The 26,539-nt window shown below is 69.5% G+C and carries 20 protein-coding genes and 1 pseudogene; 10 read left to right on the top strand and 11 right to left on the bottom strand.

Going from position 1 to position 26,539, the window contains the following annotated elements; genetic code table 11:
- Positions 1 to 193 precede the first annotated feature (193 nt).
- Positions 194 to 1,753 carry an LCP family protein gene (locus BCD48_RS40750; protein WP_071053807.1) on the bottom strand — a complete coding sequence of 520 codons (1,560 nt, stop codon included), beginning with the start codon at positions 1,751 to 1,753 and terminating at the stop codon, positions 194 to 196.
- Positions 1,754 to 1,904: 151 nt separating this feature from the next.
- Here BCD48_RS40750 and BCD48_RS50215 point away from each other — a divergent pair.
- Positions 1,905 to 2,131 (top strand): annotated as a pseudogene (locus BCD48_RS50215) (IS1380 family transposase); the annotation flags it as partial.
- 1,294 nt (positions 2,132 to 3,425) lie between these two features.
- Here the strand turns inward: BCD48_RS50215 and BCD48_RS40745 are convergent.
- The 3 genes from BCD48_RS40745 to BCD48_RS40735 form a co-directional block, all read right to left on the bottom strand.
- On the bottom strand, positions 3,426 to 3,872 hold the full coding sequence (locus tag BCD48_RS40745; RefSeq protein WP_071053752.1) for a hypothetical protein: 447 nt from the start codon (positions 3,870 to 3,872) through the stop codon (positions 3,426 to 3,428).
- Positions 3,873 to 3,967: 95 nt separating this feature from the next.
- Entirely contained in the window at positions 3,968 to 4,408 is a 441-nt protein-coding gene (locus BCD48_RS40740; protein ID WP_131804216.1) for a hypothetical protein, read from the bottom strand.
- A gap of 235 nt (positions 4,409 to 4,643) precedes the next feature.
- Positions 4,644 to 5,522: a GNAT family N-acetyltransferase gene (locus BCD48_RS40735; RefSeq protein WP_071053750.1), complete on the bottom strand. Its 879-nt coding sequence runs from the start codon at positions 5,520 to 5,522 to the stop codon at positions 4,644 to 4,646.
- A gap of 953 nt (positions 5,523 to 6,475) precedes the next feature.
- On the opposite strand from BCD48_RS40735, the gene BCD48_RS40730 reads away from it, so the two are divergent.
- From BCD48_RS40730 to BCD48_RS40715, 4 genes are all read left to right on the top strand, one after another.
- Entirely contained in the window at positions 6,476 to 6,751 is a 276-nt protein-coding gene (locus BCD48_RS40730; RefSeq protein WP_071053749.1) for an acyl carrier protein, read from the top strand.
- Positions 6,752 to 6,818: 67 nt separating this feature from the next.
- Entirely contained in the window at positions 6,819 to 8,450 is a 1,632-nt protein-coding gene (locus BCD48_RS40725; protein WP_071053748.1) for an AMP-binding protein, read from the top strand.
- On the top strand, positions 8,447 to 8,896 hold the full coding sequence (locus tag BCD48_RS40720) for a nuclear transport factor 2 family protein (RefSeq protein WP_071053747.1): 450 nt from the start codon (positions 8,447 to 8,449) through the stop codon (positions 8,894 to 8,896). The genes BCD48_RS40725 and BCD48_RS40720 overlap by 4 nt, the downstream gene beginning before the upstream one ends.
- Before the next feature lie 614 nt (positions 8,897 to 9,510).
- On the top strand, positions 9,511 to 9,960 hold the full coding sequence (locus BCD48_RS40715) for a hypothetical protein (protein ID WP_131804215.1): 450 nt from the start codon (positions 9,511 to 9,513) through the stop codon (positions 9,958 to 9,960).
- Between the two features lie 274 nt (positions 9,961 to 10,234).
- On the opposite strand, the gene BCD48_RS40710 is transcribed toward BCD48_RS40715, so the two are convergent.
- From BCD48_RS40710 to BCD48_RS40695, 4 genes are all read right to left on the bottom strand, one after another.
- Positions 10,235 to 12,160 (bottom strand): LCP family protein, encoded by a 1,926-nt coding sequence (locus tag BCD48_RS40710; RefSeq protein WP_071053745.1) that lies wholly within the window; start codon positions 12,158 to 12,160, stop codon positions 10,235 to 10,237.
- A 579-nt stretch (positions 12,161 to 12,739) separates the two neighbouring features.
- Positions 12,740 to 13,489, bottom strand: a complete 750-nt coding sequence (locus BCD48_RS40705; protein ID WP_071053744.1) for a succinate dehydrogenase/fumarate reductase iron-sulfur subunit — start codon at positions 13,487 to 13,489, stop codon at positions 12,740 to 12,742.
- The gene (locus tag BCD48_RS40700) at positions 13,486 to 15,432 is read right to left on the bottom strand and encodes a fumarate reductase/succinate dehydrogenase flavoprotein subunit (RefSeq protein WP_071053743.1); all 1,947 of its coding nucleotides are present in this window, start codon (positions 15,430 to 15,432) and stop codon (positions 13,486 to 13,488) included. The genes BCD48_RS40705 and BCD48_RS40700 overlap by 4 nt, the downstream gene beginning before the upstream one ends.
- Positions 15,433 to 15,434: 2 nt before the next feature.
- On the bottom strand, positions 15,435 to 16,106 hold the full coding sequence (locus BCD48_RS40695) for a succinate dehydrogenase cytochrome b subunit (RefSeq protein WP_274536632.1): 672 nt from the start codon (positions 16,104 to 16,106) through the stop codon (positions 15,435 to 15,437).
- A gap of 86 nt (positions 16,107 to 16,192) precedes the next feature.
- Between BCD48_RS40695 and BCD48_RS40690 the strand changes: the two genes are divergently transcribed.
- The gene (locus tag BCD48_RS40690; RefSeq protein ID WP_198543593.1) at positions 16,193 to 17,218 is read left to right on the top strand and encodes a LysR family transcriptional regulator; all 1,026 of its coding nucleotides are present in this window, start codon (positions 16,193 to 16,195) and stop codon (positions 17,216 to 17,218) included.
- Here BCD48_RS40690 and dnaN read toward each other — a convergent pair.
- Positions 17,167 to 18,357 (bottom strand): DNA polymerase III subunit beta, encoded by a 1,191-nt coding sequence (gene dnaN, locus BCD48_RS40685; protein WP_071053740.1) that lies wholly within the window; start codon positions 18,355 to 18,357, stop codon positions 17,167 to 17,169. The two genes, BCD48_RS40690 and dnaN, sit on opposite strands and share 52 nt — an antisense overlap.
- A gap of 494 nt (positions 18,358 to 18,851) precedes the next feature.
- On the opposite strand from dnaN, the gene BCD48_RS40680 reads away from it, so the two are divergent.
- From BCD48_RS40680 to BCD48_RS40665, 4 genes are all read left to right on the top strand, one after another.
- Positions 18,852 to 20,204 carry an ABC transporter substrate-binding protein gene (locus tag BCD48_RS40680; protein ID WP_241842373.1) on the top strand — a complete coding sequence of 451 codons (1,353 nt, stop codon included), beginning with the start codon at positions 18,852 to 18,854 and terminating at the stop codon, positions 20,202 to 20,204.
- Positions 20,205 to 20,633: 429 nt separating this feature from the next.
- Positions 20,634 to 21,878, top strand: a complete 1,245-nt coding sequence (locus tag BCD48_RS40675) for an ammonium transporter (protein ID WP_071053739.1) — start codon at positions 20,634 to 20,636, stop codon at positions 21,876 to 21,878.
- A 526-nt stretch (positions 21,879 to 22,404) separates the two neighbouring features.
- Complete coding sequence (locus tag BCD48_RS40670; RefSeq protein WP_083419965.1) at positions 22,405 to 22,875, top strand: DUF456 domain-containing protein; 471 nt, start codon at positions 22,405 to 22,407, stop codon at positions 22,873 to 22,875.
- A 251-nt stretch (positions 22,876 to 23,126) separates the two neighbouring features.
- Entirely contained in the window at positions 23,127 to 24,266 is a 1,140-nt protein-coding gene (locus BCD48_RS40665; protein ID WP_071053738.1) for a GDSL-type esterase/lipase family protein, read from the top strand.
- Here the strand turns inward: BCD48_RS40665 and BCD48_RS40660 are convergent.
- Together BCD48_RS40660 and BCD48_RS40655 are read right to left on the bottom strand one after the other, a co-directional pair.
- The gene (locus tag BCD48_RS40660; protein WP_131804214.1) at positions 24,258 to 24,707 is read right to left on the bottom strand and encodes a YcxB family protein; all 450 of its coding nucleotides are present in this window, start codon (positions 24,705 to 24,707) and stop codon (positions 24,258 to 24,260) included. The genes BCD48_RS40665 and BCD48_RS40660 overlap by 9 nt on opposite strands.
- Before the next feature lie 207 nt (positions 24,708 to 24,914).
- Positions 24,915 to 25,787: a DUF429 domain-containing protein gene (locus BCD48_RS40655; RefSeq protein WP_241842372.1), complete on the bottom strand. Its 873-nt coding sequence runs from the start codon at positions 25,785 to 25,787 to the stop codon at positions 24,915 to 24,917.
- Positions 25,788 to 26,539 lie beyond the last annotated feature (752 nt).

Raw genomic sequence — 26,539 nt, 5'->3', positions numbered from 1 at the left:
CGTCGTCGCGACCAGCAGACGAGGCGGAATCATGGCCGCGTCACGACACAGGTCGCCACCCAGCACCTTTGCGGAAGATCACCATCCGCCACATCGGAATCCGGATGGTGCGGTCGGGCGGCGGCGGCAAGCCCCGGGATGGGGCCGTCGGCGAGACTCTCCCCACCCGGCCGGGCCCGTCCGCCGCCGAGGTCTACAGGGTGCAGCTGGGGGGTGGCGGTGGGCCCTGTGGGGCGGCAGGTGCCGGGCCGGCGGCAGGCGTGGCGCCCGCGGTCATCGGGGAGACGACCGTCGTGTACTCGGCGCCGAGAATGAGGTGGATCCCGGTGATGGTCGGGTCAGCCCGGGTGATCGCGCCGGGGACCGCCGCCTGCACGGTCCACGCGGCCTGCTGCTGGCCGGGTCCATAGAGCACCCGCGACGTCGTGTAGTTCCGGGGGTCGGCGTTGAGGGTGCTTCCCACGCGGAAGCCTTCGCGCGTCAGAGCGGTCGCCGCCGTCGAAGCCAGCCCGGACCTCGTGGAACCGTTGTAGACATCGAGACTGATCTGCGCGGGCGGAACCGTGACAGGACCTGGAGTCGCCCCGGGATCCGGCGTGGCCGGCGCAGTGGTGCCAGCGGGAGTGACACCGTCGACATGCCCGCCCAGCGGGACGACGATCTTCGCGAGGTCGACCGGGTCGTAGAGCAGTACCGCGCCGTAGCCAGGCAACGTTCCATTCGCCGGATTTCCGCCGTCCGCGAGTCCTGGCGAGCGCGTCGGCAGCGTCTCGACGTGCATCGTCCCCGCCGCCATGCCTTTCATCGACAGGCCGAGGTCTTTGAGGTCATCGAGCGAGGTGTTCTCGTCGAGGGCGAGCGCATCGGTCGCGGCCTTGATCAGTGCCGTCGACTTGATCGGATTTGTCAGCACGTCGCTGCTGGTGGCCTTGCGGAACACGGCACCGAGGAACTGCTGCTGGCGGTTGATCCGGGCGATGTCGCCCGCGAGGAAACCGTGCCGCTGGCGGACGAACGCCAGTGCCTGCTCGCCGTTGACATGCACGATGCCCGGGCCCCCGGACCAGCCGCTCATCGAGTCCTTGGTGTTGGTGCTCAGCCGCCACACACCAAAGTCATCCTTGAAGTGGTCCTTGAAGTCCGACGGCAGCACACAGACGTCGACACCGCCGATCGCATCGGTGATCTTCTTGAACCCCGCGAGGTCGACGGAGATGTAGTGGTCGACCCGCATTCCGGTAAGGCTTTCGATCATCTTTACCAGCAGCGAGGGCCCGCCGTCGGAAATGGCCGAGTTGAACCTGCCCTTGTGCAACTTGTGAGTCTTGCCGGCCGCGTCGGTGTACTCGGGAATGATGACGAGGGTGTCCCGTGGGAACGAGACCATCGTCGTTTCCCCGTTCTTGGCCATGTGGATCAGGATCGTGCTGTCCGACCGCTGGCCGACGACCGATGAGCCGCCGTACTCGTCGCCGGTGCCCGCGCGGCTGTCCGTACCAACGAGCAGATAGTTCGCCACACCGCGTTCGGTGGGCGGTCGATCGCCTCCCAGGTCGAGCCGGACGTGGCCCACGTTTCCGTTGGCGTAGGTGTACTGCGCCCATCCTCCGGCGCAGACCAGCAGTATGGCGGCGGAGATCAGCGCCAGCAGCCCGGAGCCGAGCCGACCACCGGGAACCCGCCCGCGTCGCGGCCGGCCGCGCCTGCCACCTCGCGGGCTCAGGTGGGAGGGAAGCGGCACTTCTCCTGGCACGACCACGTCTCCTCGGTTCGCCTCAGGTACCCCGACGATAATGGTAAACGAGGCGTTTCATCCGGTACGCACCATCTTCACCATTTGTCGATCTTGACCTGGCGGTGCTCGCGGGCGTCGCCCGTGGGCCCGCCGAGATGGCGGGCGCGAGGTCCGGTGCGCCCTCGCCGCGCTCGCCCTCGACTCGTCGCCCAGGCCCCAGATGCTCTCCCCGCCCAACCAGCCAGCGCGGCGCTGGGAACCGAGATGACTACGCCGTCGGCTGTTCTGGCTCGCCGGCCGCCACGCCCGCCAGACCGTGCCGCACCTGACCGCCCACCGCCCTGGACACCACTCGCCGTCCGGGCGATCACCACCTCGCGCGCCCTGCCCGCTCCGGATGACCCGACCCACCGACGTCCCACCCCGCCGACCACCCCGCCGATCGGAAGAAACGCCGCCTCGGACGTGAGCCGGGCTCCCACCCCGCGCGACAGCAAGGGCATCCCGCCGCGGCCACCCCCGGCCGAACGGTACAACTCAACATCAACAAGAGTGGAAGGTCAGCCACGATCACATCCGGCCAGGGCACGAAAGACCTGGGCCAACCTTCGCTCGACGACCAGTGACAAAGGGTCAGCGATGTCACGCTCCGCGAAAGGCCTCGCGGGCCGAGTCCCCACTCTCCTTCCCCAATAGCCGGAGGTCAAAGCGCCGGTAATACTGCCAGGAGCCGCTGTTCGGAAGGCGGTCGTTCACCGAGTCATTCCCGGCAGTGCCGGCGCTGGCGAGGTCCGCCGCGCCACGACCTTGCTGGGAGTCCGGCGCGGACTCGACAGCGACCCCGGGTGAAAGATCCGTAACCTCCCAGGCCGCAACCGGGAAAACCTCTCCGAACGTGCCCTTGCCAGGCTGTGGAACAGCCTGATCAATTCGGCGAACCCGGGCGGACCATCCTGGCCGCCTGATTCGCAAAACGCGAAACTACGCCCTGGAATCCCGAGGATTCAGTAGGACGGAGTGGTCCAATAAATTGTTTGTCCGCCCGGTGTAACGTCGAAAAGGCCCTTCGCGTAAGACGTGTATCCGGCGTCATTCAGATGGCCGGTCGCGCACGGCGGCGGACCGTCCAGGCGGCATTCAGAAGAGACGCCGTCACTTCTGATAACCTGAGCACGAAGGCCCCATCCAGGATAGCTGGATCCCGAAGCCTGCATCTTCGCCCACACGGTACGGCAGTTCGGGCTGTACCAAAGCTCCGCCGTAGCGTTGCTGTAGTTCGCGCTGTAGACCCTGTAGCCGTCGGTCTCATCGCAAGCAAGGGCCGCCGCCCCACCGGCGACTCCCTCCGGAGTGTTTGCCGACGAAGTGGCTGCCTGTGCGACGGATGCACCCAGCAGGGAAGAAGTGGACAGGCCCAGTGCCGCGACGGCTGTCCACCCAGCGTAATTCCGAGGAGACACTCTCGAATACCCTTCAGAGTAAAGAATAGCAATCTTGGCTGTTGTCGTCGACGGAGCGGCGGAAGGAACGGGTTTCGCGTGCTACAACGGCTCCGCCCCAAGCCGATGTTGTCGACAGGAAAACTCCATTGGGCTGTGTCCGGGCAACGGGGATCCGGCCCAGACGGCCTACCGCATCCGAAGAACCCCGCGGTGGCCGCCGCGACTCGTACCGCGAAGGAACCCAGCGGTCAGTACTGCGGGGTCGAACGGATGGGGCCCCCGGGGTACACCTCGACCTGGAGTTTGGTCGTGTAGCCGGCATCATTGATGTGGATGGTGCTGCACCACTGATTTTCGTCCCAGCACATTTCATGCGGCGTCGAATAGCCGTCCGACCTGATAAGCCAGCCCTTGGGGGGACCGATGGGATGGTCGGCGTTGCCGAGCCACTTACCCCAGACGGTACGACAGCTCGGGCTGTACCAGAGCTGCCCGAGTTCCATGCCGCTGACGGAGTCGTTCGCGCTGCCGACCTTCACTCCGTCGCTTTCGCTGCACGCCAGCTGGGCGCTCTGCGACTCGGACGTCGAGTTCCAGGGCGAGGCCGCCTGGGCCGCCGGCCCAACCACCCACGACCCCGCGACCGCCGGCACCACCGTCCCGGCAAGCACCAACCCACCACGCCAGACACGCATCTCGGCTCCTCTCCTCGTACATTTGGACACCTGTCGCCAGCCAGCGGCCCATTGATGTACGGTGCGCCGGCCGCTGGACCCGTCGGGCCGAACCGTCAATAGGCCGGGGTCGAGACAATCGGGCCGTGCCAAAACAGCTGCACCTGCAGCTTGGTCGTGTAACCGGCGTCATTGATGTGATCCGTCACGCACCAGCCGTCGAATCCGCAGCCGATGTCGTGCGAGGTGTTGTAGTTGTCCGACCGGACAAGCCACCCCGTAGGCGAGCCCAGCGACGCCTCGTCATCGCCGAGCCACTTGCCCCAGACGGTACGACAGCTGGAGCTATACCAGAGCTGCCCGACCTCGGTGCCCTGGTAGTCGGCGCTGCCGACCTTGACGCCGTCGCTTTCGCTGCACGCCAGCTGCGCGCTCTGCGACTCGGACACCGAGTTCCAGGACGAGGCCGCCTCGGCCGCCGGACCAGCCACCCACGACCCAACGACGGCCGGCACCACCGTCCCGGCAAGCATCAACCCACCACGCCAGACGCGCACGTCAACTCCTTCTCGTAGCACGGTCCGCCGAACGAACCGTCCGAACAGAACCTGGTCGGACCGACACCGAATCAGCACCGCATGCCGACCCGGAGCACGAAAGAGTTTCCAGCCTCGCCGCGGCGGTGCCCCGACAGAATTCGACGCCCGCGCACACTCGTGCCTATCCCGACAACTGCCCACCCATGGCTATTGCGGCAGGTCCTCGACAGCCTAGGCCCGCGAGGAATCCGCGTCAGCGGACCCCCGAGGAACCTCCGGTGAACACACGACCGCCGCCATCGTTCGGCCGACCGTGCTCAGGCGGAGGATAGATGGCCAGGACGTACTGGTCCCAGTGCCTGCCCGCATAGTAGCTGTGATTTTTGAGAATACCCTCGACCTCGAACTGGCGGCCCTCCCCGCTGCTGAACGAGCCGAAGTTGAAGGCTGGGACCTCCATGTAGATCTTCCTGAGGTCCCAGGTCGCGAACAGATACCGAACGAACACGTCCGACGCCTCGACGGGAATACCTGTGCCGACGAGCTCGGGCACGAACAGCGCCGCGAAGAACGCAAAACGCTGCACATGATCGCAGTTGTAGCAGACAACCTGCCCAACGGGCTGCCGAGTCTCGTTCGAGATCACCGCGAACTGCACCAGGGCGCCGGCCTTGAAGCCGGCGCAGAAATTCTCGAAGTCCGGAACGAACCCACGGAACTTCCACCGGTGGCCGACATCGGGATCGATCGCCATCCGATACATGAACGGCATCAGCTCGGGCGAGATCGGCTCGAACCTGAAACGCTTCGTCGCCCGCGGCGCCGGCATGACCGAACCAGTGACGTCCGCGTCGGGGGCGACGGGAGTCGAGGCACGAAGCGAACCCACGTCGTCCGGCCGCACCTGGGCCCTGCTGTAGGCATCGTAGAGATCCCCGACGGTTCTCAGTGAGGTGATCTCTTTTTCCGTCAGCTCAATCCCCGCCTCGGCGAGGATGGTTATGAGTTCCAGGCGTCTGAACGAGTCCAGCCCGAATGAATCCTCCAGCACCGCCGTGGACGAAACCTGTGGCGGCTCACAGCCGAGCCTCGCGGCAAGGAGGCCCTCGAAGTCCGCCTGGGTCATCTGCATGGTCGCGGTCCTCAAACAGTTGTCCGACTGCATGTACCTGCCACACGCCAGCGCCATAGCGAGCGCAAGCCCTGCATACCGTCCGGTGGGCGAATGATCTTTGCGCCTAAGCGATGATCTGCGCTGCGTCAACAGGATGGCACATGCGGACGATTCGTGTCCAGTAGGTAGCACTGGCAAAAAATGGGCCCACCTCGACCCGTTAATAGATACACACCGTGATGTGTCACGCCGAGGAGTCGTGATTTGATCTTCGGACCAGCTGGACGCCCGAGGGGCTGACCAGCGGATAGAGCCCTGAATCCGGCATCGCCCACGGCTACCATCAGTGACAGGCGTTCCCGAAGCCACCGCGCGCACGAAACTGCGTTCGTGCCATGCTCGCTCGCGACGACCGACGGTATCCGATGGATGCCCCACAGGCAGGGCCGCACGACTTCAGCTACATCGCGGCGCCGCTGCGTGGTATAGATGTGGCCGGGCCGACGGCATGGCGCCGGCCCGGCCCCCGTCGGTGGTCCGCCAGCGGTTCAGTCCGTGGCGCCAGCAATGGAGCGCCATCCACCAAGGCAAGTCAAAGCATTTGACCCGCCCGCACGCTCAGATCTGGCGAAAGGCCGGGCACCGTTTTCGGCACGGCTCCGAACCGGGATTCAGGCTCGCCCGACCCGCTTGCGCCCGCGGCGTCGCGGACGGAGCACGAGACGATATGGACGAACGGGAGTGACTCGCGCCGGGAACCACTGACGCGCAGTACCACCGGCTCGGCACACCACACAACAACAAAACGCCCGCGCGCCTCAGGTGCCGAGGGCGGCCAAGGCCCGCACCAAAGACGGCCACCGATCGCGCGGACACATTTCACCACAATTTAACCTTACACGACCCGCCGCGCCTGGGTCGATATTCCCATGCCCGCGGACATACTCATGACGCCACGTGGAGACAACAGAATGCGGTATGCGGCGCAGTTGAGCGCGATGCTGGTCTCGGAGGGGTTCGTCGACGTCGAGGAGGATCTCCCGGAAGACGAGCCCCTGCTGTCGTCGGGGCTCCTGGACTCCATGGAGCTGATCCGCCTCATCGGGAGGCTGAACGACGAGTTCGGAATTTTGATCAAAGGCGCCGATCTGGCGAACGCGAACTTCGAGACCTGCGTGTCGATGAGCCGCCTGCTCGAGCGGCTCATCACGGCGCCGATGCCCAGCGCGTCCCACCCGGCTGGTTGACGTCCTTCCCGTCTCGCACAGCCGTCAAGGGCCTGAAGATCACCCCTCACGAGAGGCTGACACACAAATGGTCTACCTGCTGGACGCCATGGAACGGGCCAGTAGAGAGGACGGCTCGGTCACCTTTCTTTCCCCCGAAGGCGACGACCGTGTGAGCTGGGGCGAGCTCTATCAGGTAGCGCTGCGTCAGGCCGCCCGTCTGCAGGAGGACGGCATCGGCCCGGGCCGGACGGTCGCCGTCCTCGGGCTGACCTCCCGGGCCGCGGTCACGGCCATCGCGGCGGTCTGGCTCGCCGGCGCGGGCGTCGCCGTGCTGCCGACCCCGGCGCGGACGATGGACGTCGACGCATTCCTGTCCGCGACCGCGCGGCATCTGGATCGGCTGGAAGCGTCGCTGGTCCTGGTCGGCCCGCCCTTCGAGGATCTGGCCGCGCCGCTGGCCGCCACCGGCCGTGCGGTGACTCCGCTCGACCGGGTGCTGGAGCCGGGCCCGGTGTCCGACTGGCGGCGCCCCGAGGTGGCCGACGGCGACACGGTGATCCTGCAGCTGACGAGCGGCACGACGGACGAGCCCAGGATCGTGCTGGTCAGCCACGCCAACCTCGCGGCCAACCTGCGGGGCACCGCGGCCGCGATCGGCCACGGGCAGCGGCATGGCGGGATGCTGTCCTGGCTGCCGCTCTCCCACGACATGGGCCTCGTCGGGGTCCTCGCCGCCACGCTCACCTGTGGTCAGTGCGACCTCTTCCTGACCTCACCCACCGAATATCTGGCCGACCCGGCCAGCTGGCTGCGGCAGGCGGCGCGCCACCGCGTCCAGACCATCATCGGCCCGGCCTCCGCGTACGCCGTAGCCGCGCGGCTCCTTCCCCTCGGCCCCCGCCTCGACCTCTCCCGCGTCACGCAGGCGATGTCGGGTGGGGAACCGATCGACCCAGACGTCATCGAGAAGTTCCTCGCAGCCGCGCGGCCGCACGGCCTCGACCCGCGTGTGTTCCTGCCCGGCTACGGTCTCGCGGAGGCCACGCTCGCGGTGACGATCCCCGCCCCGCTCGGGGGGCTCCGCGTCGACGAGATCGACGCCGACGACCTGACGGCGGCCGGCGCCGCCCGGCCGCCGCGCGCCGGGCGGCCGACCCGGCGCCTGCCCCTGCTGGGGCCGCCCATCGCCGAGACCACCATCCGGGTCACCGACCCGGCCACCCGCCACGTGCTACCCGACCGCACGGTCGGTGAGGTCGAGGTCCGCGGACCCGCCGTCACCAGCGGCTACCGCGGCGCCACCTCCGCGCCCGGCCCGGTCGTCGACGGTTGGCTGCGCACGGGAGACCTCGGCTACCTCGTCGACGGCGAGCTGGTGATCTGCGGCCGGCAGAAGGATCTGATCATCGTCGGAGGCCGCAACATCTACCCGGAAGAGGTCGAACGGACCGCCGAGCAGGTGCCCGGTGTTCGCGCCGGCAACGCCATCGCGTTCTCCGTCCAGCGGACGGGTGGTTTCGGCGAAGGCCTCGGCATAGCCGTGGAGTCACGAGCGCCGGATCCGACGTCCGTGGAGCGCGCCGTCGCCGACCATCTCCTGGCCACCATCGGGCTGTGGCCGGTCACGACCCGCGTTCTCCCGCCGGGCTCGATCCCGAAGACACCATCCGGCAAGCTGCAGCGCGCCGAGGCGGCCCGCCGGTTCGGCGCCTCATGACCAGCAGCGTCGCCCGCCACGACATCGTCTCCGGCATAGGCGTCGACCCCGCCGTCACCGACACGATCGCGAGCCTGCTCGCGCAGGGGATGTCCGCCTGGACAGAGCCCGACCCCACCCGACGGCGCGACCTGCTCGCGGCCTGCTGCGCGTCGGACGTCGAGTACGCCAGCCCGCTGGGCACCGCCGTCGGCCTCGACGAGTACACCGATCTCATCGGGGAGGTTCACCGGGCCTACCCCGGCTTCCGCCCCGTCCGTACCAGTGCCGTCGACCTCCACCACAGGTACGCCCGGCTGGAATGGGCCTTCCAGGACCACGCCGGCCGGACGAGCCTCACCGGACTCGACGTGCTGACCTTTACCGAACAATCACGGATCGCCTCGGTCACCGCCTTCTACGGGCCCACTCCGCCTATCCGTTACGTCTATGGCAGTACTGGCTGAGGCAACGTCTGACGTGTCGGAGTCGCGGACGCCCCAGCCGCCGTGGCGGACGATGGTGATCATCTCGGATCCTACCAACCCGTATGCCATGGCCAAGCCCGCCGACTACCCCTAAATCTTTTCGGATCGGTGCCAGCCCCGAGCCCAAATCCTCCCCCGGCAACCGGTGACGAACAACCAGCACCAGCGAATTCGCGGTGCACTCCTTGCCTACTTTCTCCGCCGAACTCGATGCGAACCGCGGTAGGTCCTGTTACGCTTCCTCTGTCGCCTCGTTACGCATGGCTGGGACACCGTCGTTCCAGGCTTCGATAGATTCTCCGCCTTGACACGCTCACACAGGGCGTCGCCTTTCGAGACGGTCCCGCGCGACGAATCCGACGGGAGCCGGCACCCGCCCGCCGAAAAGCGGTAGAACGGCGCCTCATTTTCACGGCCGGCACCGACCGTCATCGTCCACGTCGTGATGCGGAGACTCACCAGAAACGTCCCGTCGGCCATGCCGTCGGCGACCTCAATCGGCCCGCCAATATTGGCGGGACGGCAATCCCGTTATTCCACGAGTCCGCCACAGCCACGGCGGGCCGTGGAAACGAAACTCAAAGGAGAAGAATTTGCGCAGCGTAACACGCGCCGCGGCCGCGACGACGGCCATGGCGATCCCGGCGGCCGTCGTCTCGTGGGCCGCGATGCCCGCCGCCCAGGCCGTCGCGCCGCCCTCGCCGCCCTGCGGCATCAACGGCGGGTACGGCAACGACGGCGACCTGATCTACTACACGCACGCGACCGACAGTGGGATCGGCTTCCGGGTCGAGCTCTGGTACAGCGCGACCTGTCAGTCGGTCTGGGGCAAGACCGTTCGCGACAACCCGGGTCAGAATCTGGGGGACGAGCTCGGCTGCAACATTCACAACGACACCACCAATGCGGAGGGCTCGGGCTGGCCCGACGACCCCTCGAACGGTGGCAACTGCAAGACGCCCGCCTTCTGGGACAGGGGCACACTGTCACATGCGATGGGCTGGGGCCCAAGCGGCAAGATCGTTACGACCTCGTCCTGGTAGGTAGACAGCGCAAAATCCCAGATCCGTCGGTTGTCCGGCGGCTGGCCCGGCGGGCCGGACGCTGAAGATTCGCGGAGTGGGTGGGGAGCCGACGTCTCGTCGAGGATTCGGCTCCTCACCCATCGCGGGGTCATGCGGACAGGGCCCACCGAGACCCCGTCCGAGACCCCGTCTCATCGAACCTACGGCCAACTCGCTGCGCGGCGACGTCAGCGGCGCTTCGAACAGCCCGCGACCGGGAGACGCCTCACCGCCTCCATTCGCGGTCAGGGCCCTACTTCACGCAGCGGTTGTCGGCGGAGACCGGTGCCTGGGTGTAGAACGGCGTGGCGGCGGTGCCCGCGGACGCCCTGGCCGCCGGCGAGGCGATGACGGCGGTGTCACCGTCGACGAGGTCGTTGCCGACGACGAGGACGATCTCGCCGGCCGCCCCGGAGCCCGCGCCGGACAGGGCACGGGCGCCGGAGACATCGGCGACCAGCCGGTTCGCGGCCGCGGCGTCCCCCGGGGCGAAGCGCACCTCGGTCTGGGCTTGGTTCCGGTCGTCGGCGACGCCATAGCCGACCACGTCGTAGCCGGCGTTCCGCAGCTTGCTCGCCACGGTCTTGGCGATGCCGCCGGTCGTCGTGCCGTTGAGCACCCGTACCCTGACCTGGCTCGGCGCGACGATCGGGGTCGGAGCCGCCGTCGGCGCCGTTGGGCCCGTTCCAGCGGAGCCCTGGCCACCGGTCTCGGAGACGATCGACGCGAAGAAAGCGCGTACCGTAGCCGGGTCGTAGAGCGCGTAGTAGGCCTGCCCGCTGCCGCTGGTGGCCCCCGAGAGCGGGATCGTGGTGAAGGTGACCTGGCCGGCGCTCATCGCCTGCATCCGCTCGGCAAGCACCTTCAGGTCGTTCAGGTCGGTGCCCGAGTCGACCGTCACGGACTCGGTGACGGCGTTGAGGAACCCGGTGAGCTTCCCCGGGTTGGTGAGCAGGTCGCCGCTCTTGACCTTGCGGAAGACTGCCGCGAGGAAAGCCTGCTGCCGCTGGACCCTGGTGTAGTCGCCGTTCGGAAAGCCATGCCGCTGGCGGACGAAGGCGAGCGCGTTGTCGCCCGACAGGAGGTTGACGCCCTCCTTACCGTGGAAGCCCGACATCGAGTCGTCGAGGTTAGTGGAGACCCGCCTCCGCCCTTGGTCATCCTTGAACGGGTCCCGGTAGGGGTCCTTCACCATGCAGACCTCGACGCCGCCGAGGACGCTGCTCATCGTCCTGAAGCCGTTGAAGTCGATCTCGGCGAAATGATCGATACGCAGATTCGTGACGTCTTCCAGAGTGCGCAGCAGCAGGGCGGGACCGCCGTCGTTGAACGCCGCGTTGACCCGGTTGGTACGCGCGGCGTGCCGCTTGCCCTTGGAATCCGTATAGGCCGGAATTCTGACTTTCAGGTCCCGTGGGATCGACACGAGGGTCGTCTTCTCGTCGGCACCGAGATACGCGATCATCATCGTGTCCGAGCGGGCGCCGCCCACGTCGGCCGCATCGGAACCGGTCCGCACGTCGGAGCCGACCAGCAGCCAGACCTCCCGGCCATGCGGGATCTGCGGCGGGCGGGTGCCCTCGACGTCGCCGTCGCTCAGATCGGTCCGGTCGACCCGCGAGTCGTAGTACTTCGTCGCGCCGTAGCCGAGGCCGATGACGAGGAACAGCGCGCAGGACACGATCCCCGCGAGCCCGAGGAGCAGCGCCCTCGCCAGTCCGCGCCGCCGGCGCTCATCGTTCTCCCCGCGTGGGCTCAGTTCTGGTGGAAGGTCCGAGCCGTCCCCGTCGTCCAGCTCGGCGGCCGCGTCATCGGGCTCGGACTCCCCGGCGGCGCCGCCGGCAAGGGCTGGCCCGCCGGCCGGATCGACGCCCGCGGCGTCGTTCGCCGCGGCCGAGCCCGGCTCCGCGGGCCGGGCCGGCTCCGCGGACTGGGCTGGCACAGCGAGCTGGCTCGGCTCGGTGACCGGGCCTGGTAGGGCAGCCGCAACGCGCGCCGCCCTGGCGCCACCCTGGGCGAGGCTGCGGCGTGGGCGTGGGAGGGCGGTCGTGGCCGGCGCGTCGGCGGGGCGTTCCTCGCCGTCGCCGCCGGGGCCTGTCTCCGCGGCCGGCGCCGGCTCGCCTTCGGGGCCTCCGGCCAGGCGGGCGAGCCGCGCCCGCGGCGAGAGCCGTTCACCCACGACCAGCCGCGCTGACGCTGAGAAAGGCGCGTCACCAGCCGGCTCCCGCTCGCCAGCCGACCCGGCACCACCAGCCACGGGGGGCCCACCAGCCGGCCTGGACCCACCGGCCGCGTCGGGCCCGCGGGCCGCGTCGCCAGCTCGAGTCATGTCGGCAGCCCCGTCCCCAGCCGCCTCGGCGCCGTCGACCGGGTCCGCCGTCGCGGCGGCAGGCGAGACACGCCTGTCGCCGGGCGCGGGCGACCCATCAAACCGAGCAGTCGCCACGGGCGGGATCCAGCCTCCGAACCGCAGGGGGCCGCCGGGCGCGTGGCCGTGGGGGCGGCCCGCGTGGCCGTCGGCGACGGAAGAAGTCGCTCAACATTCATAAGTCGCTCAACACCGGTACAACGCGACTGTACCGACAGTAGCCGCCAGCGAAACGCCCCCAACAGGAACGGCCCGGTCACACCTCGGTTCCTGAAGCGGCGGGCGGGCTGGCCCCGTAGGCCAGCCCGCCCGCTCCACGGAGGATGACCGGGCCATTCCGCCGGGCGGGGTCGCACGGCTGGTGACCGCCCGCGCGACCTCGCGCGGGCACTACCGGCGGTGCGTCAGCGACGCGCGCAGGTACTCCTTGTTGAGCCGGGCGATGCTCGCCTGCGGGATGCCCTTCGGGCAGGCGTTGGTGCACTCGCCGGTGTTGGTGCAGCCGCCGAAGCCCTCGGCGTCCATCTGCTCGACCATGCCCACCACCCGGGACTCGCGCTCCGGCTGGCCCTGCGGCAGCACGTTGAGGTGCGAGACCTTGGCCGAGACGAACAGCATCGACGAGCCGTTCGGGCAGGCCGCGACGCAGGCGCCGCAGCCGATGCACTCGGCGTTCTCGAACGCGAGGTCCGCGTCCGGCTTCGGCACCAGCTGGGTGTTCGCCTCCGGCGCGCTGCCGGTGGTGACGCTGACGTAGCCGCCGGCCTGGATGATCCGGTCGAACGCCGACCGGTCCACCATCAGGTCCTTGACCACCGGGAACGCCGCCGACCGCCACGGCTCGATGACGATGGTGTCGCCGTCGGAGAACGTCCGCATGTGCAGCTGGCAGGTGGTGGTCAGGGTCTGCGGGCCGTGCGGCGCGCCGTTGACCACCATGCCGCAGGCGCCGCAGATGCCCTCGCGGCAGTCGTGGTCGAAGGTGACCGGGATGTCCCCATCGAGGATGAGCTTCTCGTTGAGGACGTCGAGCATCTCCAGGAACGACATCTCCGGGCTGACGTCGTCCAGCACGTAGTCGACGAGCGTGCCCTGGGCGTTCGGACCGCTCTGCCGCCAGATGCGCAGGGTGAGTTTCATGCGTAGCTCCGCTGGGCGAGGTGCACTTCGTCGAACTCGAGGTTTTCCTTGTGCAGCACGGGCGGGCTGCCGACGCCGGTGAACTCCCAGGCGGCCGCGTAGGCGAAGTTGTCGTCGTCGCGCAGCGCCTCACCGTCCGGGGTCTGGCTCTCCTCCCGGAAGTGCCCGCCGCAGGACTCGGCGCGGTGCAGCGCGTCCAGGCACATCAGCTCGCCGAACTCGATGAAGTCCGCGATCCGGTTCGCCTTCTCCAGCGACTGGTTGAGCTCGGCGCCGGTACCCGGGACCTTGACCCGCGACCAGAACTCCTCGCGCAGCTCGGTCAGCCGGCCCAGCGCCTTGCGCAGGCCGGCGTCGCTGCGGGCCATGCCGCAGTTGTCCCAGAGCAGCTCGCCGAGCTCCTTGTGGAAGGAGTCCGGGGTCCGGTCGCCGTCCGCCGCGAGCAGCTTCGCGAGCCGCTCGGTGCTCTCGGTGTGCGCCGCGACCGCCTCCGGGGCGGACGCGTCGACGGGGGCCAGCTTGTTGGACGCCAGGTAGTTGCCCAGCATGGGGGGCAGCACGAAGTAGCCGTCCGCGAGGCCCTGCATGAGCGCCGAGGCGCCGAGGCGGTTCGCGCCGTGGTCGGAGAAGTTCGCCTCGCCGATCACGAACATGCCGGGGATCGTCGACTGCAGGTCGTAGTCGACCCACAGCCCGCCCATCGTGTAGTGGATCGCCGGGTAGATCCGCATCGGGACCTTGTACGGGTTCTCGCCGGTGATCCGCTGGTACATGTCGAACAGGTTGCCGTACTTCTCGCGGACGCTGGCCTCGCCGAGGCGCCGGATCGCGTCGCCGAAGTCCAGGTACACACCGAGGCCGCCGGGGCCGACGCCGCGGCCCTCGTCGCAGACGTTCTTGGCCGCGCGCGACGCGATGTCGCGCGGGACCAGGTTGCCGAACGCCGGGTAGATCCGCTCGAGGTAGTAGTCGCGCTCGTCCTCGGGGATCACGTCGGGGCTGCGGGTGTCGCCCGGGTTCTTCGGCACCCAGATCCGGCCGTCGTTGCGCAGCGACTCGCTCATCAGGGTGAGCTTCGACTGGTAGTCGCCGGAGCGCGGGATGCAGGTCGGGTGGATCTGGGTGTAGCACGGGTTCGCGAGGTACGCGCCGCGCTTGTGCGCCCGCCAGATCGCGCTCGCGTTGGAGTTCTTGGCGTTCGTCGACAGGTAGAAGACGTTGCCGTAGCCACCGGTGGCGAGCACGACCGCGTCGGCCATGTAGGTCGAGACCTCGCCGGTGACCAGATCACGGGCGACGATGCCGCGGGCCCGGCCGTCGATGACGACCAGGTCGAGCATCTCGGTGCGGGCGTGCATCTCGACGTTGCCGGCGTCGATCTGCCGCGACAGCGCCTGGTAGGCACCGAGCAGCAGCTGCTGGCCCGTCTGGCCCCGGGCGTAGAACGTGCGCTGTACCTGGACCCCACCGAACGAGCGGGTGTCGAGCAGGCCCGAGTACTCGCGGGCGAACGGGACGCCCTGGGCGACACACTGGTCGATGATCTGGACCGAGGCCTCGGCGAGCCGGTGCACGTTCGACTCGCGGGCGCGGAAGTCGCCGCCCTTGATCGTGTCGTAGAACAGCCGGCGGACCGAGTCGCCGTCGTTGCGGTAGTTCTTGGCCGCGTTGATGCCGCCCTGCGCCGCGATCGAGTGGGCCCGGCGCGGCGAGTCCTGGAAGCAGAACTGGATGACGTGGTAGCCCTGCTCGGCCAGCGTCGCGCCGGCGGAGCCGCCGGCGAGGCCGGTGCCGACGACGATGACGCGGTGCTTGCGGCGGTTGGCCGGGTTGACCAGCTTCGCCTCGAACTTGCGCCGGCTCCAGCGGGTCTCGATCGGGCCGTCCGGGGCGGCCTTGTCGGCGAGGTCCGTGCCTACCGTGTATCCAAACGTGTCAGACATGCTCAATCCACCAAACCGGCCATGACGGCGATCGGGACAGCCAGGAAGCCGAGCGTGATCACGGCGGCGAGCACGCCGGCGGTCGCCTTGTACGCGGTCGCGCGGGTGGCGCTGGTGACGGCCCCGAGGGTGCGCGCCGCGCTCCAGAAGCCGTGCGCGATGTGCAGGCACAGCGCGAGCATCGCGACGATGTAGGCGAGCGCGATGTACCAGTGCGAGAAGTCCGCGACGACGTTGTCGTAGGCGGCGCCCTCGACCCCGTTCGGGTTCGCGACCAGCGCGGTCAGGTCAAGGATGTGGTAGATCACGAACAGGCCGATGATGATGCCGCCGAAGCGCATCGTGTTGGTGGCGTAGCTCGCGGTCGGGCGCAGCCGGTGGGCGTACTTCTCCGGGCGTGCCTTCAGGTCCCGCCTGCTCAGCTGGTAGGCGCTGACGGCGTGCAGCGCGATGGCGACCAGGAGCACGAACCGCTGGATCCAGAGGAACCAGGCGTTGTGCAGAACCGGGCTGCCGATCGTGCGCAGCCAGTGGGCATACGAGTCGAAGTCATCCCTGCCAAAGAAAATCTTGAGATTGCCCGCCATATGGAGGATGAGGAAGAGCAGCATGAGGATGCCTGTGACGGCCATCACTGCCTTCTTGCCGATGTTCGATCGCCATAGGGTCGCCACGGCCGAGGTGCGCCCTACCCGGGTCGCCGGGGTCGCTACTGCCACGAGTGAGCAACGTACGGACCGTCAAGCCCCCGGTCCAAGACATGAAAGTGCTCGTGTCAATAGCCCAGGACTATCGTCTGGGTGTGCAGTTGCATCAGCTGGCCTACTTCGTCGCTGTGGCCGAGACAAAGCACTTCACCAGGGCCGCTACACGCGTTCACGTAGCCCAGCCGTCACTGTCCGCGCAGATCCGGGCGCTGGAGACCGAGCTCGGTAGCCCGCTGTTCAACCGGGCTAGGGGGAATATCACACTCACCGCGGCCGGTGAGGCGCTGTTGCCGCTGGCCAGGCGGATCCTCGCGGACACCGACACCGCCCGCCGCGAGGTCCAGGAGCTGACGGACCTGCGCCGCGGGAAGGTCCGTGTCGGCGCCACCCCGAGCCTGTGCACCGGGATGCTGCCCGAGGTGCTGCGGCTGTTCCGCCAGCGCTACCCGGGCATCCGGCTGCTCGTCGAGGAGGGCGGCTCGCGCGACCTCGTCGGCGAGCTCGCCGTCGGCGCGCTCGACCTGGCGCTGATCATCCTGCCGCTGCAGGGCAGCGACCCGGCGCTGGCCACCACGCCGCTACTGCGCGAGGACCTCGTTGTCATCTCCTCCCCCGACGGCCCGCCGCCGGTGCGCGCCACCCGCATGGCGGTGAGCGACCTGCGCGACCGCCCGCTGGTGATGTTCCGCCGGGGCTACGACCTGCGCGAGTTCACGGTGGGCGCGTGCCGGGCCGCCGGGTTCGATCCGACGTTCGCCGTCGAGGGCGGCGAGATGGACGCCGTCTGCGGCTTCGTGATGGCGGGCCTCGGGATCGCCGTGATCCCGAGCATGGTGGCCTTCCGGCAGCCGCTGCGGACGACGCCGTTCGCCCCTCCCGGCTTGCACCGAACGATCGGCCTGGCCCACCGGCGCGACGTCGAGCCGCCTAGGGCGGCCCGCGAGCTGCGCGCCACCCTCGTCGACTTCGTCGCCAACGCGGCGGCGGCCGACATGCTCCCCCCTGGCGTCCACCCCGCCCCCAACATCTACTCCGGTCCCGCGGAACCACCCGATCGCACGACCGGCATGAGGACGTAGCGGTAGCCGTGGTCGTCCTTGCCGGTGAGGATGGCCGGTGAGCTGGCGGCCTCGTCCGGGTCTGTCGAGGCGAAGCCGATCGTCACCTCGTCGCCGTCGACCGCGCCCAGCCCGTCCAGCAGGTAGTTGGGGTTGTACCAGGCGACCAGGTCGGGCCCGTTGTAGTCGATCGGCACCGAGTCGGTGGCCGAGGCGATACCCAGCGGGTCGGACTCGCTCGCGGCCGTGGTGCCCGTGTCCGGGCCGACGTCCGCGGTCAGGGTGCCCGCCGCGAGCGTGACCCGCACGACAGGGCCTGTGCGCGGCGCGACCACCGACACCCGTCGGATCGCCGCCGCGAGCGGAGCGACCTGGGCGCTCGCGAACAGCGGCACCGATTCGGGAAACAGCCGCCGGTAGTGCGGGAACGTCCCGTCGACAAGCCGGACCACCACCCGGCGCGACCCGGTCGACAACCCGAACCGCGGGCCGCCGTCGTCGTCCGCGCCGAGGCCGAGCGCGAGCCGGGAGGCGGCGGTCGGGATCCGGGCGAGATCCGAAAGCATGCGGGCTGGCACGTGCGCCACCGCCTCCGGTGCCCGCACCGAGGGCTGCCACGGGATCGTGCGCACCGCGAGGCGGTAGCGGTCGGTGGCGACCAGTGTGAGGCCGCGGCCGGTGAACTCGAGCCGTAGCGCCGTGAGCACCGGAAACGTCTCGTCCTTGGCCGCCGCCGGGACGACCTGGCTGACGGCCGCGGCGAAGCCGAGCGTGTCCACCTGGCCGACCGGCGGCGGGAACGCGGGCAGCGCCGGGTAGTCGTCCAGCGGCAGGGTCGGCACCCGGTAGTGGGCGCCGGCGGCACGCACCAGCAGCCAGCCCTCGTCGACGCTGAACCGCACGGACTCGTCGGGCAGGCTACGCATGATCTCGGCGACCAGCCGACCGGGCAGCAGCGCCCTGCCGGGCACCGTCGCCGTCACGTCCACGGTCGCGGTCACGGCCGCCTGGTAGTCGAACGCGGACAGCGTCAACCTGTCCGCGGCGTCCATCAGCACTCCGCCGCCCACCGCCGGCCCTGGCACCGTCCGCGCCGGCAGGTGGCGCGCCACCCATCCGGCGGCCTCCGCGAACTCCGCGCGCGGCACCGTTACCCTCACGACCCCGTCCTCATGGCGCCGTATGGTGCCGTCCTCACGATGCCATCCTCACCGGGCTGTCCTCACGGAGCGATCCTCGGGGCGGCCTTCGCCAAGCCGACTGTCATGCTGGGATCCTGCCGTGTCACGAGCCGATTTCCCGGTATATCGCCCGTGTCGCCGGCAGCATCCCGTGACCACGCTGCGCCACCATACGCGCCCGGTCCACCCATGGCGGCCGCACGAGCGCGGGCGGCGCTCACGGCGACCGCCGCCGCTCGCCGGCCGAAGGCGGGCAAGTGCGGCGCGACGGCCGCGGGCCGGCGACCGCGAACGGTCGCCATCGAAAGCTCCGATCGCGGCTCCCCTAGTCGACCAGTTCCACTCCTCAACCACAGCGTGAAAGCTGACAGAAGCCAAAGGACTACCACCAGAGGCACACTTGACGGCGCTCTGACATCACGATCCCTACAGATCCGCACCACGGCGGCACGATTCGGGCCATTGTGAGGGATGTGAGGACGAGCCTGGACCACCCGTCCCGATCCCTGACCCGCCAGCCCTCGAACCGCCAGCCCACGGGCCGTCGACCTCCCGACCATCGACATCCGGGCCGCCCAGCCGCGGCCCGCCGGCCCACCCGCCGGCTCCGGGCTTGCGCGCTCGCCGCCCTGCTTCTCGCCGCCGCGGGCGCCCTCGTCGGCTGCGGGACGTCCGGCGAGACCGGCTCCGCGCAGGTCGGCGGCGCGTGCGGGTCACCCGGCGTCACCGCCGGCAATGTTCGGCTCGGCCTGCTCTTCCCGGATTCCGGCAGCGCCCAGTCGCTGTTCGGGTCGTTCCGCGCCGGGGTGGACGCCCGGCTGGGCGTCGCCAACGCCGCCGGCGGCGTCCACGGCCGTCAGGTGATCTACGACTGGGAGGATGACGCGTCCGACCCGAGGACAAACCTCGCCGGCGCGACGGCGCTGGTCGACCGAGGAGCCTTCGCCATCCTCGAGTCCACCTCGGCCTCCAGCGGATCTGCCGAGTTCCTACACAGCAAGGGCATACCGGTGACGGGGACGTCGCTGGAAGAGCCCTGGACGATCTACGACAACATGTTCAGCTACTCGAACCTGCTGTCGGAATCGGGATCGGTGTCCACCTATGGCGACTTCGTCGCCGCCCATGGCGGGCACAGCGCGGTCATGGTCGTCTCCCAGTACACCGAGACATCGCTGGACGTCGCCGCGGAACTCACCGCCAGCCTGAAGGCGGCCGGTATCGAGGTGGTCGCGACGGTGGACGCGACCGCGCCGATCAACTTCGAGGGCCTCGGCCGCAAGATCAAGGACAGTGGCGCGGACGTCCTCGTCGGCACGGTCACCGGCACATCTTTCGGGCAGTCGGTGCTGGCCGCCCGCGGCGCCCAGGCGAACCTCCAGGTGATCCTCTCGCCGGCGGGCTACGACCAGCGAATGCTCAACGTGTTCAAGGCGACCATCGCGGGGGCGTACTTCGTCGCCGACTTCCTGCCGTTCGAGGCGGCCCGTCCGGCACACCGCGAGTTCCTGGAGGCGATGTCGCGCTATGCCCCTGAGACGCAGCCGGCCACCCAGCAGGCGGCCCTGTCCGGTTGGATCTCGGCCGACATCATGCTGCGCGGCCTGCAGGTGTCAGGCGACTGCCCGACTCGTGCCGGCTTCATCGCTGCGCTGCGGGCGGTACGCGGCTACACCGCCGACGGGCTGCTCACGCAGCCGATCGACTTCCGGGCCGATTTCGGCAAGCTCACTCGTTGCCTCGCCTTCGTCCAGGTCAACCCGGACGGGACGCAGTTCACCCCGGTCGACCCGCTCCCGCGCTGTGGTCAGCCGGTCGCGCGCTGACCCGGCCGGAACGACGGCACCCTTGAGACATACTCAGTGATATGTACGTCGATATGTACGTCACTGACACTGCGTGGCGGGTGCGCGGCCCGGCACGACCGGCGCCGCCAGCCAGCCACGGGCCGTCCGCGGCGCCCACCCGGTGACGTGGGTCACCCACCCGACGCACCACAGACAGTGACCGCCCCTCACCGCCAGACGGCCGGACGAGCAACCACGCCACCCGCAATGCACACCACCCACCGACGGTCAAGACAAACCCAGCCCAAATCTCTGTCGTAACACCACGGAAATAGATACGACACCACATCGGAACGGCTGGTGCGCAACCTGCCCCCTTGGGTCTCCTGCCGGTGTGATGATCCGGTACCGCGCCGTCCAGGAGGCCGGTCGCCACCGAATCCCCTCAAGCCTCAGGACAGGCGGGACATGCCGTTCGACGTCGGCGCGCTCGACACCGGAGATACCGCGTGGCTGCTGGCCAGCTCCGCGCTCGTACTCGTGATGACGCCCGGTCTGGCGTTCTTCTACGGCGGAATGGTCCGCGTGGAGAACGTCCTCGGCATGCTGATGCAGAACTTCTTCTGTATGGGGATCGTCAGCCTGCTGTGGGTGACCTGTACCTACAGCATCGCCTTCGGCGGCCAGAACGCCTACTTCGGCGGGCTGCACTTCGCCGGGCTGCAGCACATGAACGAGCAGGTACCCGGGTACGCGGGCCCGCTCGCACAGAGCATCCCGCCGATCGTCTTCGCCGCGTTCCAGCTGATGTTCGCCATCGTCACCCCGGCGCTGATCACCGGCGGACCGGCGGACCGGTTCCGCTTCGGCCCGTTCGCGACCTTCATCGTCCTGTGGTCCGCCCTGGTGTACGCGCCGGTCGCGCACTGGGTCTTCTCCCCGACCGGCTGGCTGTTCGAGCACGGTGCCGAGGACTTCGCCGGTGGGACGGTGGTGCACGCCAACGCCGGCGCCGCGGCCATCGCCATCGCCATCGTGATCGGCAAACGGCGCGGCTGGCCGGACGGCAACTTCCGGCCGCACAACGTGCCGTTCGTCCTGCTCGGCGCAGGTCTGCTGTGGTTCGGCTGGTTCGGCTTCAACGCCGGTTCCGCGCTGAAGGCGAACACCCTCGCCGGCTTCGCGTTCATGAACACCAACACCGCCACCGCCTGCGCGCTGCTCGGCTGGATCCTCACCGAGAAGCTGCGTGACGGACGCGCGACCACCCTGGGCGCCGCCTCCGGCGCGGTCGCCGGCCTGGTCGCGATCACGCCGGCGGCCGGCTACGTGACGCCTGTCGGCTCGATCTTCATCGGCTTCATCGCCGGCATCGTGTGCGCGTCGGTCACCGGGATCAAGGGCAAGGTCGGTATCGACGACGCACTCGACGTCGGCGCGGTCCACCTCGTCGGCGGCAGCCTCGGCGCGCTGCTGATCGGCTTCTGGGGCTCGTCCGACACCGGCGGCGAAGACGGCGCCTTCTACGGAGGCGGGTTCGACCTGCTCGGAAAGCAGGGGCTCGCGGTCGCCGCGGTCGTCAGCTACTCGTTCGTCGCCACCCTCATCATCGGCTATGTGATCCGCATGTTCGTCCGGATACGGCTGTCCGTCGACGAGGAGCGCGAGGGCATGGACATCGCCCTGCACGGCGAGCGGGCCTACGACTTCTAGCGAGCGAGGCGCTGAACGCGCTCGCCTCGTTTCGGGCGCTGAGCCTAACCTCCCAGATCGACTCCGCAAGCTCCGTCGATCCGGCAGGAACCCTGCTCCCCACGTGGTTCGGGGCCGAGGCATATGGCGGTGGCCGGTCTGGATCCAGCCCAGGGACGTGGTTGCTTTGGCGCTGCGCCAAAGCGCCGTCACCCAGTGTGGCGGAGTTGGGCGGGTGACTCGCCAGGATGATGTCGGCCCACGTCGGCTCATGGACAATTGAGACCGGGTGGCCGGGTTGGGCGAACAAAGATGAGACCGGGTGGCCGGGTTGGGCGAACAGCTCGCCAGGACGAACTCGCGCCCACGTCGGTTACGGATCGTGGGCCGCACGGCGGCGGTGGGCGGAGTTTGGCTGGTTACCCGTCGGTCTGAGTGCCGCCACCCGTTCTGGGATATCCGTGCTGGGATGGGTAGGTTCCGCGGACGACGGCCCGACGATGCGCTGGCTGTCCCTGGCCCCGGAGGTCGCACGTTGAGTGTCGGCATGCAGGTGGTCGTCGGCGTGCTCATGGCCGTCGGCCTGATCGGGGTCGTCCTGCCGGTGCTGCCCGGACTGCTGATCATCCTCGGTGCTGGGCTGTGGTGGACCATCGCCGACGGCGGCGGAGCGCGCTGGGCGGTCTTCGCGGTGATGGTGGTGCTGGCCGCCCTTGGCACGGGGGCCAAGTACGTGCTGCCGGCCAAGGCCACCGCGGGCCGGGGCGCGCCGCCGACGACGCTGCTTCTCGGTGTCGTCGGCGCCATCATCGGTTTCTTCGCGATCCCGGTGCTCGGCCTGCTGATCGGCGGTCTGCTCGGCATCTACCTGGCGGAGGCGGTCCGGCTCAAGGACTGGCGGGCGGCCCTCGGCTCGACCTGGGCCGCCCTTGTCGCGATCGGCATCGGCCTCGTCCTCGAGCTGGCCGCCGGCGTCCTCGCGGCCCTCACCTGGCTCATCGCCGCCCTCGTCCTCTAGGGCGCCTGAGACCCCGGTCACTCTCGGCACGCGGTTGGCCACCCTCGCTGGCGCCGCGGCGGTCAGACGGCAGAATGAGCCTGCCGGGCCGGTCGTCGCCCGGTCTGAGACTGTTGGCGGACGTTCGGCCGCGCTGGCTTCGCCATTGTCATGTGGCCTTCGGCCGTCATGCGACCTCCGGCGCCAGCGCCGACCGATCGTCCGATCCATCCGATTCAGGCGGATATCGACGTCGGCATGAGGAGACGTGCTTGCGCAGGACAGCCGGGCGGTGCCGCCCCACGCGCCACCGCGCCGCGCGCCGCGTCCAGCTCGCCGCGCTCATCGCGCTCGTCGCCGCCGTGCTGGTCGCCGGCTGTTCCGGCGACGCGGCGGCCGGAGGCCGCGCGACGGCCACTTCTCCCCCGCCCCAGCTGCGCGTCATGATCGTCGGGGACTCGATCACCCACGAGTCCGCCGGCGACTACACCTGGCGCTACCGGCTCGCCGAGCACCTGACCCGTACGGCGACCGGGCGGGTGGACTTCGTCGGCGACCGCGACGACATCTGGGACAATGTCGCCGACAAGGGCGGCTCGCACGACTACGCCGACCCCGCCTTCGACAGCGAGCACCACGCCCGCTGGGGGACCTCGCTGCGCAGTGAGGTGCCGCAGATCGAGGCCGCGGTCCGCGCACACCCTGCCGACGTCATGCTTATCGCGATCGGCGCCAACGACCTGACCTACTGGACTCAGCCACCCGACACCGCCGTGCTGATGAAGCAGCTCATCGACAACGCGCGCCGGGTGAACCCGAATATGAACTTCGTCGTCGGTCATGTGCTCACCAGGGCCGACTTCCGCGACAACAGCATGAACCTGCCGGGCGCGCCGCCGTTCAACGCGATCCTCGACGCGCAGGCGCCCGGCTGGTCGACGCCGACGTCCAAGGTGGTCGTCGCCCGCACGGACATCGACTGGGATCCGCTGCGCGACGCCTGGGACGGCTCGCACCCGACTCCGGACGGAGAGGTGATCATCGCCCGCGGCTTCGCCGACGCTCTCGCGGGTCTGGGCATCGGCGCGCCCTACGGCCCGCTCCCCGGCCACATCCCGTGGCCGGGGACTGGCCGCAAACCCACCGTGGTCCTGACCAGGCCCGGCGAGAGCCGCGCCACCGTCTCCTGGGCCGCCACACCAGGCGCAACCGAGTACGTCGTCGAGCGCCAGGTCGTCTCCTGGCACGAGCCGGACTTCATCCGAGCGCCGGCGCCGGTCACCGGCTACAGCTGGACCAGCGACCCTTTGCTCGCCGGCATCACCGTGGCCTACCGCATCGTCCCGATGAAGGGCCGCATGCCCGGAGCCCCCGGCCCCGCCACCACCTTCACCATCGGCGCATTACAGTGACCGCCCCGCACGGCCATCAGGAATGAGCTGGGTGTGCTGGGCAAGCAGCGCCATGAGGGCGGGCCTGCCGGCCTCATCCACCGCTTTGAGCGGAAGGATCTGCACCTGGGCGTAACGGCCGGGTCCGGTGAGCAGCAGCACGAACCTGTCGGTCTCGATCCGGAAGGGGTACTGCTGCCAGCTCATCGACGCGGTCGCCGTCACCGTCTGGGTGCGCACCCCCGTCGGCCAGAGTTCGACGGTAATGGGGCTCGCGAGCCACGGGTTGTCGCGCACCTGGTTGCCCACGGCCGAGCTGGCCAGCCGCCGCGGCGAAAGCCACGCAAACAGCAGGAGGCACAGCGGCACCAGCAGGATCACCGTGAACACGACGGCAAACACGGTCGGCCCGCCCTCACTGGCATACACGACCAGCAGCGAGAAGACGATCACCACTGTCATCACGATCCGTTGCCGGGCGACCGGTCCACGGATCCGGGCCGCCGCCGCGGCCGCGATGTCGTCGGGACTCAGGACGAACATTAAACGAATAAATCCGAGCGCCGCTCTGATATCACTTATATCGGACATCGAGCAAAGTATAGGACCCGTCCAGGCGGTACTCACATGCCTCGCCGGCCATCCGGCCCCGGCCAACAGGTGACGAGGTCAGTACCAGATGACGATCGGCTCCGCGCGGTCGTCGAGTTGGGCGGGCTCGGTGGCGGGAAGCCGGCCGGCCTGGCCGGTGGCGATCCGGTGCGCGCTCCAGGCGACGGCCGCGGCGTCGAGGACGTCGACCGGCGGGACGAGGTTCGCGCCGCCGAGGTCGTCGGGCAGCACGACGCCGGCGGCGCGCAGCAGAGCCCGCCGCCGCGCCGCGCCCGCCCAGGTCGTCTTGGCGTGGGCGAGCGGGGCGTGCGCGGGCATGGCCGGAACCCCGCCGCGAGCGACGACCGCGCGCACGTCACTGCCCAGGATGTCGCCGGGGATCAGGTCGCCGGTCTCCCGGCCCGCCGCGACCATCGCCATCCAGGCCTCGGCGGGATCGGTACGCGGGCGGGCGGCCATCGCGGCGAACGCCACCTCCGGATGCACCTCGTAAAGCCGGCCGGGCATCCGTTCGCGCAGCACGTCGGCCTCGAGGAGCTTGTGCCGTAGGCCCCAGGTCTGCTGCGTGAGGCCGGCGCCGGTCAGCGCCCGGCAGCGCGCGTTCGCGGCGCCGAAGTCGGCGTACCCCCACACCGGGCGCGGCGGGACCAGGAAAACGCTCGCCCGGCGCGGCCCGAGCACCGCTCGGGCGGCGTGGTCGGCGGCCCGCCAGCCCTCATCGAGCAGGCCGAGGGGCATGTCGACGCCGATCACCGCGACCGTCGTCGTGTCGACGAGCGCGCGCAGCTCGCCGGCGAAGCGAGCGCCGCTGAACGCGCCGCCGGCCAGCTCGACGGCCACCCACCCGCCGGGGCACGCGTCCACGCCGAGCACCCTGACCGGACCGGCCGGCCGGCCCGCCCGCATCCGCTCGCCCGCTGCCGACGACATGCCGTTCACCCTGCCAGACAACCGCTCCTCGGGTGGGCCGAAATCCGCCAGCCGGCCCGGGCACCGGGCCAGACGACCGGCGCCAGGTCCCGGCCGGCTCGTCAGGCCGCCGGCTCGGCCGAGCTGGTGGCGCTCGTCGGCGTGGAGCAGCGGTCCTCAATACGGGCGAAACGCCATATCCGCGAGCGCCATGGCGCCGCGGGCGAGCAGACGGCTCTGCACGCCGATCTGACCTCCTACACTGGGCGTGCCGGACGGCGGCACCCGCGCCGACCTGGTATTTCTGACGCCCCGCTCCCGACCAGGATCCGGGAAATCCCGGTCGGGAGCGGGGGTAACATCGGCCACCGCCGACGGGTCCGATTTCCGACGGCCCGTCGAAGACGCGCTCACGCCCGGGTGGAATCCGACGGTATTCCTGTCGCCAGGGCGCGGCATGACGCCGCTGTCGCGGCGGACGACGAACCGCTTCACCTTCGGGCCGTCGGCGGCGAGGCCCCGTCGTTATAACGGCCCTGTCGTTATAACGGTTGGCATCAAGGTCCCCGGCGGGCGTATCCCGGGTGCGACAGCCGCCCGCCGGAGGTGCCGGGCTCGCCGGGCGCTGCGCTGGCCCGGTCCCGCGTTGGAAGCGCGCCGCGGGATCGAACCCCGCCGTCAGTGATCCTGGGGACAACGGCCGCCGGGCGTGCGAAGGAAGATCATTTTCGCACACCCTTTGGCCCTCTAGTGATCCTGGGGACAACGGCCGC

This window comes from Pseudofrankia coriaricola, from assembly GCF_001854805.1.
Lineage (GTDB): Bacteria > Actinomycetota > Actinomycetes > Frankiales > Frankiaceae > Pseudofrankia.
Note: the sequence above shows the minus strand (reverse complement) of the source record. Positions and strands in the feature narration are given on the sequence as shown.

Excerpts from the sequence above, each read along its gene's own strand:
- BCD48_RS40745 (WP_071053752.1), bottom strand. The coding sequence starts at position 3,872 with ATGCGTGTCTGGCGTGGTGGGTTGGTGCTTGCCGGGACGGTGGTGCCG.
- BCD48_RS40735 (WP_071053750.1), bottom strand. The coding sequence starts at position 5,522 with ATGCAGATGACCCAGGCGGACTTCGAGGGCCTCCTTGCCGCGAGGCTC.
- BCD48_RS40730 (WP_071053749.1), top strand. The coding sequence starts at position 6,476 with ATGCGGTATGCGGCGCAGTTGAGCGCGATGCTGGTCTCGGAGGGGTTC.
- BCD48_RS40725 (WP_071053748.1), top strand. The coding sequence starts at position 6,819 with ATGGTCTACCTGCTGGACGCCATGGAACGGGCCAGTAGAGAGGACGGC.
- BCD48_RS40720 (WP_071053747.1), top strand. The coding sequence starts at position 8,447 with ATGACCAGCAGCGTCGCCCGCCACGACATCGTCTCCGGCATAGGCGTC.
- BCD48_RS40705 (WP_071053744.1), bottom strand. The coding sequence starts at position 13,489 with ATGAAACTCACCCTGCGCATCTGGCGGCAGAGCGGTCCGAACGCCCAG.
- BCD48_RS40700 (WP_071053743.1), bottom strand. The coding sequence starts at position 15,432 with ATGTCTGACACGTTTGGATACACGGTAGGCACGGACCTCGCCGACAAG.
- BCD48_RS40690 (WP_198543593.1), top strand. The coding sequence starts at position 16,193 with ATGAAAGTGCTCGTGTCAATAGCCCAGGACTATCGTCTGGGTGTGCAG.
- BCD48_RS40675 (WP_071053739.1), top strand. The coding sequence starts at position 20,634 with ATGCCGTTCGACGTCGGCGCGCTCGACACCGGAGATACCGCGTGGCTG.
- BCD48_RS40670 (WP_083419965.1), top strand. The coding sequence starts at position 22,405 with ATGCAGGTGGTCGTCGGCGTGCTCATGGCCGTCGGCCTGATCGGGGTC.
- BCD48_RS40660 (WP_131804214.1), bottom strand. The coding sequence starts at position 24,707 with ATGACAGTGGTGATCGTCTTCTCGCTGCTGGTCGTGTATGCCAGTGAG.
- BCD48_RS40655 (WP_241842372.1), bottom strand. The coding sequence starts at position 25,787 with ATGTCGTCGGCAGCGGGCGAGCGGATGCGGGCGGGCCGGCCGGCCGGT.